General features: G+C 64.9%; 16 protein-coding genes. 7 read left to right on the top strand and 9 right to left on the bottom strand.

Annotated elements, in window-relative coordinates; genetic code table 11:
• Positions 1-48: 48 nt before the first annotated feature.
• From AC1DSF_RS17370 to AC1DSF_RS17340, 7 genes are all read right to left on the bottom strand, one after another.
• Positions 49-246, bottom strand: a complete 198-nt coding sequence (locus tag AC1DSF_RS17370) for a hypothetical protein (protein ID WP_478125688.1) — start codon at positions 244-246, stop codon at positions 49-51.
• 24 nt (positions 247-270) lie between these two features.
• On the bottom strand, positions 271-519 hold the full coding sequence (locus AC1DSF_RS17365; protein WP_478125687.1) for a hypothetical protein: 249 nt from the start codon (positions 517-519) through the stop codon (positions 271-273).
• 107 nt (positions 520-626) lie between these two features.
• Complete coding sequence (locus AC1DSF_RS17360; protein ID WP_478125686.1) at positions 627-944, bottom strand: hypothetical protein; 318 nt, start codon at positions 942-944, stop codon at positions 627-629.
• 87 nt (positions 945-1,031) lie between these two features.
• On the bottom strand, positions 1,032-3,074 hold the full coding sequence (locus AC1DSF_RS17355) for an AsmA family protein (protein WP_478183165.1): 2,043 nt from the start codon (positions 3,072-3,074) through the stop codon (positions 1,032-1,034).
• An 11-nt stretch (positions 3,075-3,085) separates the two neighbouring features.
• Positions 3,086-3,685 (bottom strand): DUF2939 domain-containing protein, encoded by a 600-nt coding sequence (locus AC1DSF_RS17350; RefSeq protein WP_478125684.1) that lies wholly within the window; start codon positions 3,683-3,685, stop codon positions 3,086-3,088.
• Positions 3,686-3,730: 45 nt separating this feature from the next.
• On the bottom strand, positions 3,731-4,417 hold the full coding sequence (locus AC1DSF_RS17345) for a hypothetical protein (RefSeq protein WP_478125683.1): 687 nt from the start codon (positions 4,415-4,417) through the stop codon (positions 3,731-3,733).
• 22 nt (positions 4,418-4,439) lie between these two features.
• Positions 4,440-5,846, bottom strand: a complete 1,407-nt coding sequence (locus AC1DSF_RS17340; RefSeq protein WP_478125682.1) for a selenium-binding protein SBP56-related protein — start codon at positions 5,844-5,846, stop codon at positions 4,440-4,442.
• A gap of 204 nt (positions 5,847-6,050) precedes the next feature.
• Between AC1DSF_RS17340 and AC1DSF_RS17335 the strand changes: the two genes are divergently transcribed.
• Positions 6,051-7,535, top strand: coding sequence for a nucleobase:cation symporter-2 family protein (locus AC1DSF_RS17335; RefSeq protein ID WP_478125681.1), 1,485 nt, complete (start codon positions 6,051-6,053; stop codon positions 7,533-7,535).
• A gap of 143 nt (positions 7,536-7,678) precedes the next feature.
• Here the strand turns inward: AC1DSF_RS17335 and AC1DSF_RS17330 are convergent, their stop codons facing one another.
• A complete protein-coding gene (locus AC1DSF_RS17330; protein WP_478125680.1) occupies positions 7,679-8,545 on the bottom strand; it encodes an aldo/keto reductase in 867 nt (288 codons plus the stop codon).
• 65 nt (positions 8,546-8,610) lie between these two features.
• On the opposite strand from AC1DSF_RS17330, the gene AC1DSF_RS17325 reads away from it, so the two are divergent.
• The gene (locus AC1DSF_RS17325) at positions 8,611-9,267 is read left to right on the top strand and encodes an alpha/beta hydrolase family protein (protein ID WP_478125679.1); all 657 of its coding nucleotides are present in this window, start codon (positions 8,611-8,613) and stop codon (positions 9,265-9,267) included.
• 9 nt (positions 9,268-9,276) lie between these two features.
• On the opposite strand, the gene AC1DSF_RS17320 is transcribed toward AC1DSF_RS17325, so the two are convergent.
• Complete coding sequence (locus tag AC1DSF_RS17320; protein WP_478125678.1) at positions 9,277-10,566, bottom strand: LysR family transcriptional regulator; 1,290 nt, start codon at positions 10,564-10,566, stop codon at positions 9,277-9,279.
• Positions 10,567-10,694: 128 nt separating this feature from the next.
• Here AC1DSF_RS17320 and AC1DSF_RS17315 point away from each other — a divergent pair, with 128 nt between their 5' ends.
• From AC1DSF_RS17315 to AC1DSF_RS17295, 5 genes are all read left to right on the top strand, one after another.
• Complete coding sequence (locus AC1DSF_RS17315) at positions 10,695-11,723, top strand: amidohydrolase family protein (RefSeq protein WP_478125849.1); 1,029 nt, start codon at positions 10,695-10,697, stop codon at positions 11,721-11,723.
• 2 nt (positions 11,724-11,725) lie between these two features.
• Complete coding sequence (ligK, locus tag AC1DSF_RS17310; protein WP_478125677.1) at positions 11,726-12,433, top strand: 4-carboxy-4-hydroxy-2-oxoadipate aldolase/oxaloacetate decarboxylase; 708 nt, start codon at positions 11,726-11,728, stop codon at positions 12,431-12,433.
• Between the two features lie 13 nt (positions 12,434-12,446).
• Positions 12,447-13,751 carry a gallate dioxygenase gene (locus AC1DSF_RS17305; RefSeq protein WP_478125676.1) on the top strand — a complete coding sequence of 435 codons (1,305 nt, stop codon included), beginning with the start codon at positions 12,447-12,449 and terminating at the stop codon, positions 13,749-13,751.
• Positions 13,752-13,785: 34 nt separating this feature from the next.
• The gene (locus AC1DSF_RS17300; protein WP_478125675.1) at positions 13,786-14,766 is read left to right on the top strand and encodes a Bug family tripartite tricarboxylate transporter substrate binding protein; all 981 of its coding nucleotides are present in this window, start codon (positions 13,786-13,788) and stop codon (positions 14,764-14,766) included.
• Positions 14,767-14,865: 99 nt separating this feature from the next.
• Positions 14,866-15,579, top strand: coding sequence for a substrate-binding domain-containing protein (locus AC1DSF_RS17295; protein ID WP_478125674.1), 714 nt, complete (start codon positions 14,866-14,868; stop codon positions 15,577-15,579).
• Positions 15,580-15,592 lie beyond the last annotated feature (13 nt).

The raw sequence follows: 15,592 nt of genomic DNA, 5'->3' as shown, positions 1-15,592 counted from the left end.
AATCGAGCCGCTATGGCGAGCGGCTTGGTCGAAGGCCTGCGTCGCTGCTCAGGCAGCGCGTTGGCCGCTCGGCAGCAGATAGCCGTTGCGATAGATGCCGATCACGAGGCCGCTGACGGAGTCCGTCGGGCGGGCCGTGACGTATTTGCCGGCACCGGCCTGATACACGACGATCGTGCAGGCAGAGGTCTTGCTGAGAGTGCGCGCAACGCCGGTTGCCTGGGAAGCGGTCTGGTAGCTGTTCATCTTTTCACTCCTCGACAGTTCGAATCAGGCACGGGCGACGGACAGAAGGCTGTCGATCGCGAGAACCACTCCTTCCTGGGCGTCCTTGGTCGGCGTGCCTTCGGTCAGCAGCTTGCGGATGAGGCCGAGCGTGTTGAGCAACTCCGCTTCCATGTCGGTCAGCAGAGGGATCACCTCGAACTCCGGGTACTTGCCGCGCGCGCCCAAGGGCCTGCCTGGGCCCGACAAGTCGACGTTGTAGCCTTCACGAATCGCTTCGGTCTGGGTTTTCATGGCGTTGAAAGTAGGTTGAAGATGCCGGTGCCCCGTCTGCACCGCCGGGCAACGCATTCGGCCCTTGCGGGCAAGGCGCCGCAGGACGCGGCGAGGTTGCAGACAACTCAAGACAACCTCATCAGGTCTGACAGGCGCTTGCCCATTTCCTGAATCCGTTTCTGCTTTCCGGCGGCGCGGTTCATTGCCACCAGTTCGAGCGCCTGCGCCACGGATTCGGCGCCGGCGTCGCCTTCGCAGGTTCGGTCACGCCATTCGTCGGCGATGTCGATGAGCTGGCGGTTGCTGAGCGGCGCCGGCGGGGGGCAGGCATCCTGCGACGCGGTCAGCGCCCGCCTCCTGTCTGCAGGAGGCAGGGTCGAGCGCAACAGGCCGAGCAGACCAGCGGTGGTCCATTGCGGTTTGGAGGGGTGTTGCGAATGCATGTAATACATTGTGCCTAGTGATTCTCAAGGTAACAAGATATTTCCTTAACTTTCTTCTTACTTTTGCAAAAGCGTCACGGTAACCACTCAGCGCCCGATCAGTCCGAAGGGATGAGGCGCCTTGAACTTGCGCCCACCTCCCTCTTGCTGCGGCTTGGACTTGGTGCCCTGTCCGCCTGTTGACGACGGCAAGCCGCAATCCTTGGCAGTGCCCGCGTGACCGAAGAGCGCTGGCGCCAGCAGCGAAATCCCGCCGGTCGCCGCCGCAACGCCGAACGTCGCTGCCTGACGTACGGTGCCTTTCGGGTCGATGGTGAACTCGGGGTTTTCGAGCGAGCCCTTCAGCAACAGCAGCTGAACCAGGCTCCCCGGGTTGAGATCCAGCCCCTTCTTCACCCTCGGCAAGAAAGCCAACTGGATCGTCTGCTTCGCCAGGTTGATCTCGCCGCTTGCAGCGACAGCGATCTGCGGGGTTTCCATGACGATCGATCGGTCGATCGCCGCCACGCCGTTGCGCAGCGGGAGCCGTGCGACGAGGCACTGCACGACCAGGTCCTTGCTGGATGCCTGCTTGGGGAGCAGCGTATCGAGCAGGCGCGCGAGGATGTCCTGGTCCAGCGTTGCCGCGCGCCCGGTCAACCCGACATCTCGCACCGACAACTGCACGTCTCCATGGGACGTCCCCGCCAGACTCCTTGGCGTGCGACCCGTCATCCCCAGCTTGAGGTCGAGGTTCGCGCGCCCGCCCTTGAAATGCTTGCCGCCCCGTTGGGCATCCAGGTCCTCCACGGAAAGCGACCGCGCAGTCAGTTGCAAGTCGGTGCGCGGCGCCTCGCCCATTCGGAGCGTGAGCCCGACCCGTCCATGCACGGAGCCGCCGACGGCAGCAAAAGACAGAGGCTCGATCGTCAGCCGGCCCTGGTCTGATATCAAACGGGCCTGCAGTCCGGACACCCCGGGCATTCCGGGCACATTCAGGCGATCGACCTTGACCTGGATCTGCAGCGGGATCTCCGGCAAGGCATCGAAGGTGAACAGCGGCTTGTCGCCGAACAGCGGCGCCCGGGGCGTCTTTGCCGCTGCCGCAGGCTCGGCCGTGAGCCACTTCTTCAGATCGATCGCCGCGGACGACAACTCCGCGTCCACGCGCGGTCTGGGCGGACGGGTCTGCAGGGTGACGCGACCGTTCAGCGCCTGCCCCGCGATGGACAGCTTCAGTTCGTCGAAGCGCCACTCGTCCGGCGCACGCCGCAGCGTCGCTGTGGCTTCAACAGGCATCGGCAGCGCACTCGCCGCCGCCGAGATATTTCGCAATACCTTTGCATCGCTCACCTGAAGCTTCAGCGCGGCTTCCAGGCTCCCTGCACGCGGACCCGTTCCCAAGTTGCCTGCCGCAGAGACTGTCGCGCCATCGGTGCTCAAGGCAATATCGAACGGCCAGTCCTCGGCCCCGGCGAGCATGCGCGCCACACGGCCGACCTCGCCTTCCGCCTTCCACTCTTGCGGGCCCAGCTTGAAGACGCCCGAGAGTTGATCCCGATCGCCGTTGGCGTGCAATCCGATGGAGTCGATCGCTACTTCGACGTCGCGCGAAGCCCCCTTGCGCGCATCGCGGTACGTGACGTGGGCGCCTGACAGCAGGAAGCGGTCCATCTCCAATGACGGTGCAGCCTTTGCCCCATCGCGAGGATGCGGCGCGAATTGCCAGTTGTAGCGGCCGGCGCCGTCGCCTTCGAGCAGGATCTCGGCGTCTTCCACTTCAACGCTCAGGATGCGAATCCGCCGGTCGAGCAGATCCCGTAGCGAAATCTCGAAAGCCGCCTTGCGAAACCGCAGCATGTCGGGCTGCGAACCCCAGTCCGCATTGGCAAGCGCCACATCGTTCGCGCGCACGGCAATGGTCGGAAACAGATGAATCGACAGATCACCGTCGATGCGAAAAGCGCGCCCCGTCGCAGTGCTGATCTGCTCGGCGAGCATCGCCGAAATGCGCGCCGGCGGGTACGCCTGCCTGAGCGCGAAAGCCGCCGCGGCCAGCAACACGGCGACAACCGCAAGCAAGACGGCTGCGATGCGCCAGCCGCCGCGCAGACGGCTTCGGGACGGATTGGCCTGTGCAGCCGAAGACAACTGCCTTCCTCCTACTTTTGGGCGACCGCGATGGGCATCCTGATTTCAGTGAGCTTCCAGTCGACAAACCCACTGCGCTCGAACACAAGTCCGAGCCGTTCGGCATTCGGTTGGTCGGGCTTGCCGGGATCCACCGCATAGGCGGTCATCTTGTTCGCGCCTTCGCGGTCGATGATCCAGTTGGGCTTGCTTTCTGCTTTTTCCGGCGCGCCGCCTCCAGCCGGCGGAGCCGGGGCACTCTCTGGTGCCCGCGCAGGACCGGGTGCAGGTTGGGCCAGCTTGCCGTGGCTCATCGCCGCCATGACCGTCTCCGGCCGGACCATCGCATCCACCAGTTGATTGACGACACCAAGGCCGATGAGGCTCCCCAGTGCGGCAAACGGATTGTCCGAATCCTTCTGCGCACCCATCTTCCGGGCCAGCAGCGCAGAAAACTGGCCTTTGAGGCTCTCCCTGACTTTCGGGTAATCGACGTGCCGATTGAAGGTCTCCGCGTCACCTTTCTGCGCCGCGCTCTGGAGCTCGCGAACAGCCAGGAACGGCGACCAATACCAGTACGCCGCAAGCGCCAACAGGACGACAAGAACCGCAACGAGACTTTTGAGTTTCATGCGGGCCATTCTGCAACGCCCCCGTTCAACCCCTGACCCGCGCGATCAAGGATGGAGCAATGCCGTAGCCACGCCCGCAGCGCCAGACGCGACGAGCCCGAGCGACCACGCCACGTCCAGATCGAGCCAGCTGGCCCGCAGTGCCCGCAGCCCCAGATAGCGATAGACGATCCACGCGGCGCCCAGGCCCGCGCCGATCATCGCTGCAGTGTGAACCAGCGACACCATGACCGCCGTCCCCACGCTGGAGCGCATCAACGCCATCGCCGTCCCTTGATCGATCGGCGCGGACTGCACGTTGCCCGCGGCGGCAGGCGACTCGCAGAGCCCCAGCAGAATCGGCAACAGCATCAACGCAGCTCCATGCGCGGTGGCCATCAGGAAGGACCACAGCACCACCTGGGAGGGCCGAATACGCGCCAACCACCGATGGCGATGGCGCAAGACCAGCCGTGACAGCCCGAAGGCCATCACGAGCAGCCCGGCGCCAAGACGGATCTGCTGGCCCCACTGCAGCATCCACGTCAGCACTGCGAAAGGCACGAGCACAAGCGCCATCGCCAGCAGATGGCCCGTGCCCAACGGCAACCAGGTCGCAAAGACGGCCGTGTCGCGCTTTTCGCCCAGGCCGTTCGCCACTGCAAGCGGCCATCCCATCGCCGGGTTCAGCCCGTGGAAGATACCGAACGCCACCACGCCGAACCACAAGGACGCGGTGGCGGCGGAATTCACGGTAAACCTGAAACGGCCGACTTCACGCCGACGGATAGCAGAACGAATCCGTGGAGCAGTCGCCGCCCTGCAGCCGGACCTGGTGAGCGCCGTAGTCCGCGCCGAAGTCGACGACGAACTTCTTGTCGAGTTCGATGCCGCCGTTCGCACCGACGTGGCACATCACCTGTCGTCCGGGGATGCCGTGGGGATAGAACTGCTGGTCCCATCGGCTGTAGAGCGAGTTGGTGAAATACACGCGCTTGCCATCGCGGCTGATCTCGGTCATTTGTGGGCCGCCGCCGAAGCTCGACCCATTCGGATGCGGCGTGCAATTGGCAACGCCGCCAATGCGCACGCTGCCCGACAGGCGCGGGTTCATCGGATCGGTCACGTCGTACTGCCGCARTTCGCCGGTACCCCAGCACGCGACATAGAGAAAGCGGTCGTCCATTGAAAGATCGATGTCCGTGATCAACGGTGGCACTGCGCCGAAGCCCTTCAGCAGGTCGGGCAAGAGCGCAGCATCCGCCGGCTCTGGAGGAACGACGGCGGTCTTCTTCGCGTGGAACTTGCCGCCTTCGCGCCACCACGTCCAGATCGACCCTTCGAGGTTGGTGGTGTCGACCACCACGCCAAGAAAACCATATTCGCGCGTTGGATCGTGCGCGGGCCGAATCTCCAGCGCCATCTGATGGTTCGCGCCGAGATCGATGCTCTGCACATGCCGGCGCGCGCGCAAATCCCAGAAGTGAAGCTGGTGCCCATAGCGATTGCCGAGCAAGTCTTCGGGCACGATGCCGTTCTCGAACTGCGGCGGCAGACCCCATTCGCTGGACACCATGTAGTCGCGCGGCAGATTCCACCAGAAGTCATAGTGCAGCTTCTGCGGCCCGCGCTCGATTTCCCACTTGCCGAGCACCTCGAAACTCTCGCAGTCCATCAGGAAGATGCCGGGCGGACCTTCGGTGCCGTCCGGTCCAGCCCCGCCGAGCGTGCTGATGTAGAGCCCCTCGGGGCCGCAATGCACCGTATGCGGGCGTGAATATCCCGTCTTGCGCATGACCTCTTCGGGTTCGATGACATGGCTGATGGTCGGCCGCGCCGGGTCGGGTTGCGTATCGACGACATAGATGCGCGACGATCGAATGCCCGGAATGACGAGATAGCGCCGCTTCAGGAAGGCATGGCCCGACATCGGCGCCAGCGCCGAACTGCAGGCATTCCAGCCGAAGTGATGAAACTCATCGCCGCGGTTCGGCATATCGAGCCGATGCAGCACCGTGCCGTACGTGGCGGAGCCCGGATCGACATCCACGACCGCCAGCGCATCAGGGCGCGAAGCATCGGTCGACAGCAAGGCGGTGTAGGCAATGCGCTCCGGTTCGGCCTCCATCGCCAGGCGCGGCGACGGATAGAAGGTCGGATCGGTACGAAGTGATTCGAGCATGGCGGGCTCCTGCAGAGCAGCGGTCGTGCAAGATACCTCCGCGCGCGGCACCGGAAAAGACCGTGTGTCGGAACCCGGGTTTTCCGCCATATGGATGGGCGGTCAGACTGTATACAGTTTCGCGTACATACCCGTGAACCGCAGTCGCGGCACGATTCCTGAAACTGTCCTATCTTCATCCCCCGCGCCCCAGGAGACCCTGCAATGACGGCTGTCGCCACTTCCATCCACCCCGTCGATCAGCGCCTGCCAGCGGGCAAACTCACCGCCCTGGGCCTGCAACATGTGCTCGTGATGTATGCCGGCGCCGTCGCGGTCCCGCTCATCGTGGGACGTGCGCTCAAGCTCAGTCCGCAAGAGGTCGCGTTGCTGATTTCGGCCGACCTCTTCTGCTGCGGCGTTGCGACGCTCATCCAGTCGCTGGGTGCCACGCAATGGTTCGGCATCAAGCTGCCCGTGATGATGGGCGTGACCTTCGCGTCGGTCGCGCCGATGGTCTCCATGGCCAACACGAACCCCGGACAGGCCGGCGCGCAACTGCTCTTCGGCTCCATCATCGGCGCCGGCATCGTTTCGATACTGATCGCGCCGCTGGTCTCGCGCATGCTGCGCTTCTTTCCGCCTGTGGTGACCGGCACCATCATTGCCGTCATCGGCATCAGCCTGATGCGCGTGGGCATCAACTGGATCTTCGGCAACCCTGTGGGCCCGACGGCGCCGGCGCTGGTCGATCCGGTCTATGCGAAGTGGCTGGCCGACGTGACATCGCCTGGCTCCGCCGTGCCGCCCCTGCCCAAGGGCCTCTCCATCGTGCCTTCGATGCCCAACCCGAGATATGCCGATCTCGGCGGCCTCGGTATCGCAGCACTGGTGCTGGTGTCGATCCTCTTGATCGTGAAGTACGCCACCGGCTTCATTGCCAATATCTCGGTGCTGCTCGGCATCACGATCGGCGCGGTTGTCGCGGCTTTGTTCGGCTTCATGACTTTCGAGAAAGTGGGCCAAGCGGCTTGGTTCGACATCGTGCTGCCCTTTCACTTCGGCATGCCGCAGTTCGATCCGATCCTGATCCTCACCATGTCGCTGATCATGGTGGTGGTGATGATTGAATCGACCGGCATGTTCCTGGCGCTCGGCGAGATGACCGACCGCAAGATCACGCAGCAGGACCTGGCGCGCGGTTTGCGCACGGACGGCCTCGGCACACTCATTGGCGGCATCTTCAACACCTTCCCGTACACCAGCTTTTCGCAGAACGTGGGTCTCGTGGCCGTCACCGGCATCAAGAGCCGCTTCGTCTGCGTGGCCGGCGGGGTGATCTTGATCGTGCTCGGCTTGCTGCCGAAGATGGCTGCGCTGGTCGAGTCCTTGCCGACGGTCGTGCTCGGCGGAGCCGGGCTGGTGATGTTCGGGATGGTGGCCGCCACGGGCATCCGCATCCTTGCCGGAGTGGACTTCAAGACCAACCGCCACAACGCGATGATCGTCGCGGTGTCGATCGGCATCGGCATGATTCCGCTGATTGCGCCCAACTTCAAGCAGTGGATGCCGCATGCGATTCACTCGCTGGTGGAGTCGGGCATTCTGCTGGCGTCCGTGAGCGCGGTGCTCTTGAACCTGTTCCTCAATGGTGCGAAGCACGACGAATCGGCAATCATCGCGGCGGCCAAGCAAGCCGAAGCAGGCTAGCTAAGCTCGCCCCCAGTCTTCGCGCACTTCGTGTCGCTTCGCCTACCCCCTACCGGGGGCAACACCGGCGGCCCGGCAAAGCCGGTTCCGCGGTGTTTCGCGAAGGGGCCTGGCTGCGCCGGCCTTGCTGCGCTGGCCTTTGTTTAGATCATTGCCAGGGGTTTCTTGCGTTGGGGGGGTGGGTGTAGGTGGTCGATTTCTGTGAGGACTTCGGGGGGCAGTTTCAGGGCTGCGGCTGCGAGGTTTTCGCGCTGGTGGGACTCGCTGACTGCTTTGGGGATGACGGCCACGCCTTGGCGGGAGAGCAGCCAGGCCAGTGCGAGTTGGGCGGGGGTGGCGTTGAGGCCCTGCGCGAGTTGGGCCAGGGCGGTGTCGGTGGCCAGGGCACCTTGATCGATGGGGCTGTAGGCCATCAATGGGATGCCGCGGTCGCGCAGCCAGGGGAGCAGGTTGAATTCGGGGCCGCGTTCGGCGACTGAGAAATAGACCTGGTTGGTTGCGCAGTCGAGGTCACCGCCGGAGATCGTGGCGAGCTCTTCCATGTCGTCGGTGTCGAAGTTGCTGACACCCCAGTGGCGGATGCGGCCCTGGTCGACGAGCGCGCGCATGGCGTCGCGGGTGTGTGCGAGCGGATGCTCGCCGCGCCAGTGGAGCAGGTAGAGGTCGATGTGGTCCAGGCCGAGCCGCTGCAGGCTTCGGGCGCATGCTGCCGGTGTGCCCTTTCGGCTGGCGTTGTGGGGATAAACCTTGCTGACGATGAACAGGTCTTCGCGCTTGACGTCGCCAGCGCGCAGGGCCTCTGCCACAGCCTGGCCGACGACTTCTTCGGCGCCGCCTTCGCCATACATTTCCGCAGTGTCGATGAGTCGGCAGCCCATGTCGATGGCTGTGCGGACAGCGGCTACTTCGGCGGTGCGCCTTGCGGCGGATTCGCCCATGTTCCAGGTGCCGAGGCCGAGAACGGGCATCGTGGATGCGCCCTTGGCGCCCTTGAGGTTGAGAGATCGCATGGGGTGGTGCTCCTTGGGTGCATTTTGTGCCGTCGCCGGCCGGCTCGCAGTACATTGGCGGCGAAATGCAGAAGCTCACCATCCGGATCAACGACGACACGAGCGTCTCGGGCATCGTGCAGGCGCCGAGCGACCCCCGCTCTTGTTACGTCTTCGCGCATGGCGCGGGCGCTGGGATGACTCATCCGTTCATGGCCGCCATTGCCGATGGCCTGGAGCAACGCAACATCGCCACGTTGCGTTATCAGTTTCCGTACATGGAACTGGGCAAGAAGCGCACCGACACGCCGCCGACCGCGCATGCGGCGGTTCGGGCGGCTGTCGCGCATGCGGCGCAACTGTTCGGGCCGCTGCGGCTCTTCGCGGGTGGCAAATCGTTCGGCGCGCGGATGACCTCGCAAGCTCAGGCGATCCAGCCTCTGCCGCAGGTCGAAGGGTTAATCTTCGTAGGCTTTCCGCTGCATCCGGCCGGTGAACCTTCCAGTTCGCGGGCGGATCATCTGTCCAAGGTTCAGGTGCCGATGCTCTTCATCCAAGGCACGAACGACAAGCTGGCGGACCTTGATCTGCTAAGTCCAGTGGTGACCTCGCTGGGCTCGCGCGCCACGTTGATGACCGTCGACCAGGCCGACCACTCGTTCCATGTGCTCAAGCGTTCAGGTCGCGACGATGCGGCGGTGCTCGTCGAGATCCTCGACGGAATCGCTCGATGGGTTGGATAGCGACGGCTTTCAAGCACCCGCGCGGAAATCGGGCGACTTTGCCACCATGACGCGGATTTCTTCCATCAACGCCCGCGCGCCGGGCGACGGGAAAGCGCCCATTCGCTGAGTCAGCCCGATTTCGCGCCTCGTCCGGTTTAAAGGGAAGTCGAGCACCACGAGGCTTGCGTCGCGTATTTCGTAGCGCAACTGGTGGGCGGAAATCGCGGTCAGCATGTCGCTCTCGAGCAGCAGGCCGCGCAGCACGGCGAGGTCGCCTGTTTCCACGGCGGGCACCGGGGGAGCCTGTTGCGCCTCCGAGAAGAAGCGCTCCAGCAGTTCGCGCGACGGCGACCCAGGCCGCGACAGCACCCAGCTCGCCTGGCGAAGATCGTCGAAGTCGATGCGCTTCGCGCGCTGGAGCGGATGCCCTGCACGCGCGATCACCGAAATGCGGTCCTCGAAGAGCGCCTCCTGTTGCAGATCCTTTGCCTCTTCGGCACTGCGCAGCGCGCCGAGGATGAAGTCGATGTCACCACTGCGAAGCGATGCCGCCAACACGTCATAGGGGCTTTCGACTGTCGCCACGTGCAGTTTCGGATAGCGGGCGAGCAATGATGCGATCGAGAACGGCAGGACCTGGGTACGCCCGAGGGGCAGCGCGCCGACGACCACGTTGCCTTGCAGCGTCCCTTCGCTGGCCGCGATGTCGGGGCCGATGTGCCGCAATTCCGCCAGCACCCGCTTGAAATGGAAAGCAACGATCTCGCCCGGCGGCGTCGGCGACAACCCGCGCGCCGAGCGGTCGAACAAGGCAACGCCGAGCCCCTCTTCGAGATCCTTCAAGGCGCCGCTGACAGCCGGTTGCGTGATTCCAAACTGGCGAGCCACCGCGGGCATGTTGCGCTTTTCCGCAAGGCTCGCGACCACCGCGAGCCGTCGGCCGTTCAGGAGCGACGTGAACAGCGAGCGAACGTCGGCAGACGGCGGAATGCCGCCACGCGCAGCCAGTTGGGCGCGCGCGTCCTCGAATTCGCGCTCGATGCGGCGGGCCCGCGCCAGCACCAGTTCACCATATGAGTTGAGCGCCATGCCGCGCGCGCGGCGATCGAACAGCGGCCTGCCGAGTCCTGCCTCCAGTTCGAGGATCGACCGCGTGACCCCTGACGGCACCCGGTACAGCCCCTCGGCCGCGCCGGCGATGCTGCCGGCCGCGGCCACGGCAGAGAACGCGCGCAGGTGCCGAAGGTTGATGCCGAGCGCCCCGGCATGGGTGCTGTCGATAACTTTATGTTGCGGGTTCGGAGGCGCAGGATTCACTGGGGTGAATTTACTCCTGCTCGGCAGCATCTCCGATCCCCGCAGAAACCCTGTCCGATAAGAAACTCTGAGGGCACTTCAACCCGAACTCACGCATTGGATCAAGGCCCAGCGCCATACTCTTGAACATGATCATCGACTGCCACGGCCACTACACCACCGCGCCCAAGGCGCTCGAGAGCTGGCGCAACCAGCAGATCGCAGGCATTGCCGATCCATCGCTGAAGCCCCGCCCGTCCGATCTCAAGATCAGCGACGACGAGCTTCGCGAGTCAATCGAGAACAACCAGTTGCGCCTCATGAAAGAGCGCGGCAGCGACCTGACCATCTTTTCGCCGCGTGCGAGCTTCATGGCGCATCACATCGGCGACTTCGAGGTGTCGTCCACGTGGGCCGCCATCTGCAACGAGCTCTGCTTTCGGGTGAGCGAACTGTTTCCCGATCACTTCATCGGCGCGGCGATGCTGCCGCAGTCGCCGGGCGTCGATCCGAAAACCTGCATCGCTGAGTTGGAGAAATGCGTCACGCAGTACGGCTTCGTGGGCGTCAACCTGAACCCCGATCCATCGGGCGGGCACTGGACTTCTCCCCCGCTTTCCGACCGCCACTGGTATCCGATCTACGAAAAGATGGTGGAGCACGACATCCCCGCTATGGTGCATGTCAGCACGAGCTGCAATGCGTGCTTTCACACCACGGGCGCGCACTACCTGAACGCCGATACAACGGCGTTCATGCAATGCCTCACGTCCGATCTGTTCAAGGACTTTCCGGACCTGCGCTTCGTGATTCCGCACGGCGGCGGCGCAGTGCCCTATCACTGGGGCCGGTTCCGCGGCCTGGCCCAAGAGATGAAGAAGCCACTGCTGAAGGACCACCTGCTGAACAACATCTTCTTCGACACCTGCGTCTATCACCAGCCGGGCATCGACCTGCTCACGAAGGTGATCCCCGCCGACAACATCCTCTTCGCCAGCGAAATGATCGGCGCAGTGCGCGGCATCGATCCGGAAACAGGCCACTACTTCGACGACACGCGCCGCTACATCGACGCCGCACAGACGCTCGACGACGCCACGCGGCACAAGATCTACGAAGGCAACGCACGCAGGGTGTATCCACGCCTGGACCGGGCGCTCAAGAGCAAGGGGCTTTGACCATGACCGCGAATGCCGTGAATCACTTCCAGGCGCTGGGCACCGTCCATCGAAACATCCAGCGCGCCGACCCGGCGGCTGTGGAGCAACTGTCGCGCTTAGGGGTGTCGACAGTGCACGAGGCCATGGGGCGGCTCGGACTCATGCAGCCGCGCATCCGGCCGATCTATCCGCAGGCGCGCTGCTGCGGCACAGCTGTCACCGTGCTGCTGCAGCCGGGCGACAACTGGATGATGCACGTGGCCGCCGAGCAGATCCAACCGGGCGACGTGGTCGTGGCGGCGTGCACGGCGGACAGCACCGACGGCTTCTTCGGCGACCTGCTCGCGACCTCCTTCAAGGCGCGCGGCTGCCGGGGCCTGATCATCGATGGCGGGGTGCGTGACGTGCGCGACCTGACCGAGATGAACTTCCCGGTATTCAGCCGCGCGATCCATGCCAAGGGGTGCATCAAATCCACGCTCGGTTCGGTCAACGTGCCGGTGGTGTGCGCAGGCGCGTTGGTCCATCCCGGCGATGTGATCGTCGCAGACATCGATGGCGTGGTCGTCGTGCCGGCGGCGATGGCGCAGCAGGTGGCCGACGCGGCCCAGGCGCGCGAAGCCAACGAAACCAGCAAGCGCGCACGCTTTGCCGCAGGCGAACTCGGCCTGGACATGTACGCCATGCGCGAACCGCTCGCCAAGGCCGGCCTGCGCTACATCGACTGATCGGAGACAAACCATGGCTCGCATCATTGGCGCCGTCGCGTGCTCGCACACGCCCACCATCGGCTTTGCCTTCGACAAGAACAAGCAACAGGACCCCGTCTGGGCGCCCATCTTCGAGGCGTTCGCACCCGTGCAGCAATGGCTCACCGAGCAGAAGCCGGATGTGCTGTTCTTCATCTACAACGACCACGTCAGCTCCTTCTTCTTCGACCACTACTCCGCCTTTGCGCTGGGCGTGGGCGAACGGCACGAGGTGGCGGACGAAGGCGGCGGCCCGCGCGACTTGCCCGCACTCGCAGGTCATCCGGCGCTGGCGCGGCACATCGGCAACTCGCTGGTGGCGGACGAATTCGACATGTCCTTCTTCCAGGACCGGCCGCTCGACCATGGCGTTTTCTCGCCCATGTCGCTCCTGTGCCCTCACAAGCCTTCATGGCCGACTCCCGTGGTGCCGTTGCAGGTCGGCGTGCTGCAGTCGCCGGTGCCTTCGGCTCGCCGCTGCTATCGGCTGGGCCAGGCCCTCCGGCGCGCGATCGAAAGCTACCCCGAAGACCTGAAGGTGGCCATCGTCGCAACGGGCGGCCTGTCGCATCAGGTTCACGGCGAGCGCGCCGGCTTCAACAACACAGCGTGGGACGCGCAGTTCCTCGACCTCATCGAAAACGACCCGGTACGGCTCACCGAGATGACGCAGGCCGAACTCGCTACGCTGGGTGGGCTCGAAGGCGCAGAAGTGATCATGTGGCTGGTGATGCGGGGCGCCATGTCGTCCAACATTCGCAAGACGCACCAGAGCTACTACCTGCCTTCGATGACCGGCATTGCCACGGCCATCTATGAAAACCTTGCAAGTCCGCCGATCGCGGGCGAAGTCGAACGGCATCGGCGGCACATGGAGACGCAACTGGCAGGCGTCGAGGCACTGGAGGGCACCTATCCGTTCTCGCTGGAGAGCAGCGTGCGGGCTTATCGGCTCAACAAGTTCCTGCAGGCGATGACGCGCCCGGGCCATCGCGCGCGCTTCGTGGCGGACGAGGAAGCGGCCTTCGAAGCCGCTGCACTGACCGAACAAGAACGCGACCTCGTGCGCCGCCGCGACTGGCGTGGGCTCATCCACTACGGCGTCATCTTCTTCATGCTCGAAAAGCTCGGCGCCGTCATCGGCGTGTCGAACCTGCACATCTACGCCGCAATGCGCGGCCAGTCGCTGGAGGATTTCCAGCAGACGCGCAACGCGCCCGGTGCGCTGTATTCCGTGGCCGGCAAGGAAGCCGCACCGCAAGCCTGGGACAAGGCCGCTGCGGCCGACCCGCGCTGACCACGGCTCGAATCTCGAAACCTGGACCCCTCTCATGAAATTCTTCGGCCGACGCCACTTCCTTGCCCTCGCGGGATCGCTCGCCTTCTGCATCTCTTTCGGCGCGGCCGCCGCGGATGCATTTCCTTCGAAACAGATCAAGATCCTCGTCGGCTACAGTGCAGGCGGCGCGGTGGATGCGATCGCGCGTTCGGTCGGCCAACGGATGGCGGCGACGCTCGGCCAGCCCGTCATCGTCGAGAACAAGCCGGGCGCCGGCACCAACATCGCGGTGAAGGCGCTCATCGCGAGCCCGCCCGACGGCTACACGCTTCTGCTGGCGGCCAACGCACTGGCGGTGAATCCTTCCCTCTTCCAGCCCGCGCCTTACGACCTCCAGCACGACCTGACGCCAGTGGCGATGGTCGGGCGCGTGCCGGTGGTGCTTGCCGTGCGCGAGGCCTCGGAGATCAAGACGCTGCAGCAACTCGTGGCCACCGCCAAGGCCAAGCCCGGAAGCATCACCGTCGCGACGCCCGGCAACGGATCGACGCCACACCTGGCGATCGAACTGTTCCAGCACACCGCCGGCCTCTCGATGCGCCACGTGCCCTACAAAGGCGGTGCGCAGGCGCTCACGGACACGCTCGGCGGGCACGTCGAAGTGGTCGCGGTGAATGCGCTGGAGGTCTTGCCGCTCGCCAAGGCTGGCACCTTGCGCGTGCTCGCGGTGATGAGCCCGGAGCGCTCATCGGTGCTGCCCGGCGTTCCGACGGTGGCCGAATCGGGCTACCCCGGCTTCGAGGCCAGCGTCTGGTACGGCTTTGTCGCCCCGGCGGACTTGCCCAAGCCGATCCTCGCCAAGCTTCATGAGACGGTGCAGAAGGCGCTCCAGTCGCCGGAAGTGCGTGCCCAGCTCGCTGCGGCCGGTGGCACAACGCTGTCGGGTTCGCCGGAAGACTTCGACAAGCTGCTCAAGAGCGACGCCGCCCGCTACGGCAAGCTCATCCGCGAAGCAAACATCAAGCTCGATTGAACGAACGCGCGCGGGCCTTTCATGAATCCGGGAATCACACGCCGACAAGCCTGCCTCTGGGCACTCGGCGGTGCGGCGATGCTCACTATGCACGGCGCCATGGCCCAGTCCGACTCCACCACCATGAAACATCCGATCAAGGGAATCTGCTCGATGGCCACGCGCGGCCTGCTGGACGAGCTCGCGGCGATGTATTCGACGCGCACCGGCATGCCCGTTTCGTTCGAGGCGGTCGGTGGTGTCGACGCCGCGCGACGCGTCCGCGCCGGTGAAAGCTTCGACGTCGTAGCGCTCGCTTCGGATGCCATTGCCAAGCTGGGCGACGAAGGCAAGATCGATCCGGCCACCAAGGTCGACCTCGTGCGCTCAGGCGTGGGTGTGGCGGTACGTGCGGGCGCCACCCGGCCGGACATCGCCAGCGAGGCGGCCCTGCGCCGCGCAGTGGAAGGGGCGGCCACGGTCGGCTACTCGACTGGCCCGAGCGGTGTCGCACTCGTCGCGATGTTCGAACGCTGGGGCATCGCCGATGCGCTGCAAGGGCGATTGGTGCAGGCGCCGCCGGGGGTGGCGGTCGGGTCGCTCGTGGCACGCGGAGAGGCTGCACTGGGCTTTCAGCAGATGAGCGAACTCATCGGCGTGCAAGGCATCGACCTGCTCGGCCCGCTGCCGCCCGAAGTTCAGATCAACACGATCTTCTCCGCCGCGTTGAGCATCGGCGCGGCGCAGCCCGATGCGGCGCGAGCACTGCTCGAGTTCCTGGTGTCGCCTGACAGCGCCGAAGCAAAGCGCCGTCGCGGCATGGATCCGGCCTGACGCTCCGCAGCAT

It is taken from the genome of Variovorax sp. 01N429 (genome assembly GCF_056399425.1).
Note: the sequence above shows the minus strand (reverse complement) of the source record. Positions and strands in the feature narration are given on the sequence as shown.

Coding starts and splice junctions, on each gene's coding strand:
- AC1DSF_RS17360 (WP_478125686.1), bottom strand. CDS start 944: ATGCATTCGCAACACCCCTCCAAACCGCAATGGACCACCGCTGGTCTG.
- AC1DSF_RS17350 (WP_478125684.1), bottom strand. CDS start 3,685: ATGAAACTCAAAAGTCTCGTTGCGGTTCTTGTCGTCCTGTTGGCGCTT.
- AC1DSF_RS17365 (WP_478125687.1), bottom strand. CDS start 519: ATGAAAACCCAGACCGAAGCGATTCGTGAAGGCTACAACGTCGACTTG.
- AC1DSF_RS17300 (WP_478125675.1), top strand. CDS start 13,786: ATGAAATTCTTCGGCCGACGCCACTTCCTTGCCCTCGCGGGATCGCTC.
- AC1DSF_RS17330 (WP_478125680.1), bottom strand. CDS start 8,545: ATGCGATCTCTCAACCTCAAGGGCGCCAAGGGCGCATCCACGATGCCC.
- AC1DSF_RS17315 (WP_478125849.1), top strand. CDS start 10,695: ATGATCATCGACTGCCACGGCCACTACACCACCGCGCCCAAGGCGCTC.
- AC1DSF_RS17305 (WP_478125676.1), top strand. CDS start 12,447: ATGGCTCGCATCATTGGCGCCGTCGCGTGCTCGCACACGCCCACCATC.
- AC1DSF_RS17335 (WP_478125681.1), top strand. CDS start 6,051: ATGACGGCTGTCGCCACTTCCATCCACCCCGTCGATCAGCGCCTGCCA.
- AC1DSF_RS17295 (WP_478125674.1), top strand. CDS start 14,866: ATGGCCCAGTCCGACTCCACCACCATGAAACATCCGATCAAGGGAATC.
- ligK (WP_478125677.1), top strand. CDS start 11,726: ATGACCGCGAATGCCGTGAATCACTTCCAGGCGCTGGGCACCGTCCAT.
- AC1DSF_RS17370 (WP_478125688.1), bottom strand. CDS start 246: ATGAACAGCTACCAGACCGCTTCCCAGGCAACCGGCGTTGCGCGCACT.
- AC1DSF_RS17325 (WP_478125679.1), top strand. CDS start 8,611: ATGCAGAAGCTCACCATCCGGATCAACGACGACACGAGCGTCTCGGGC.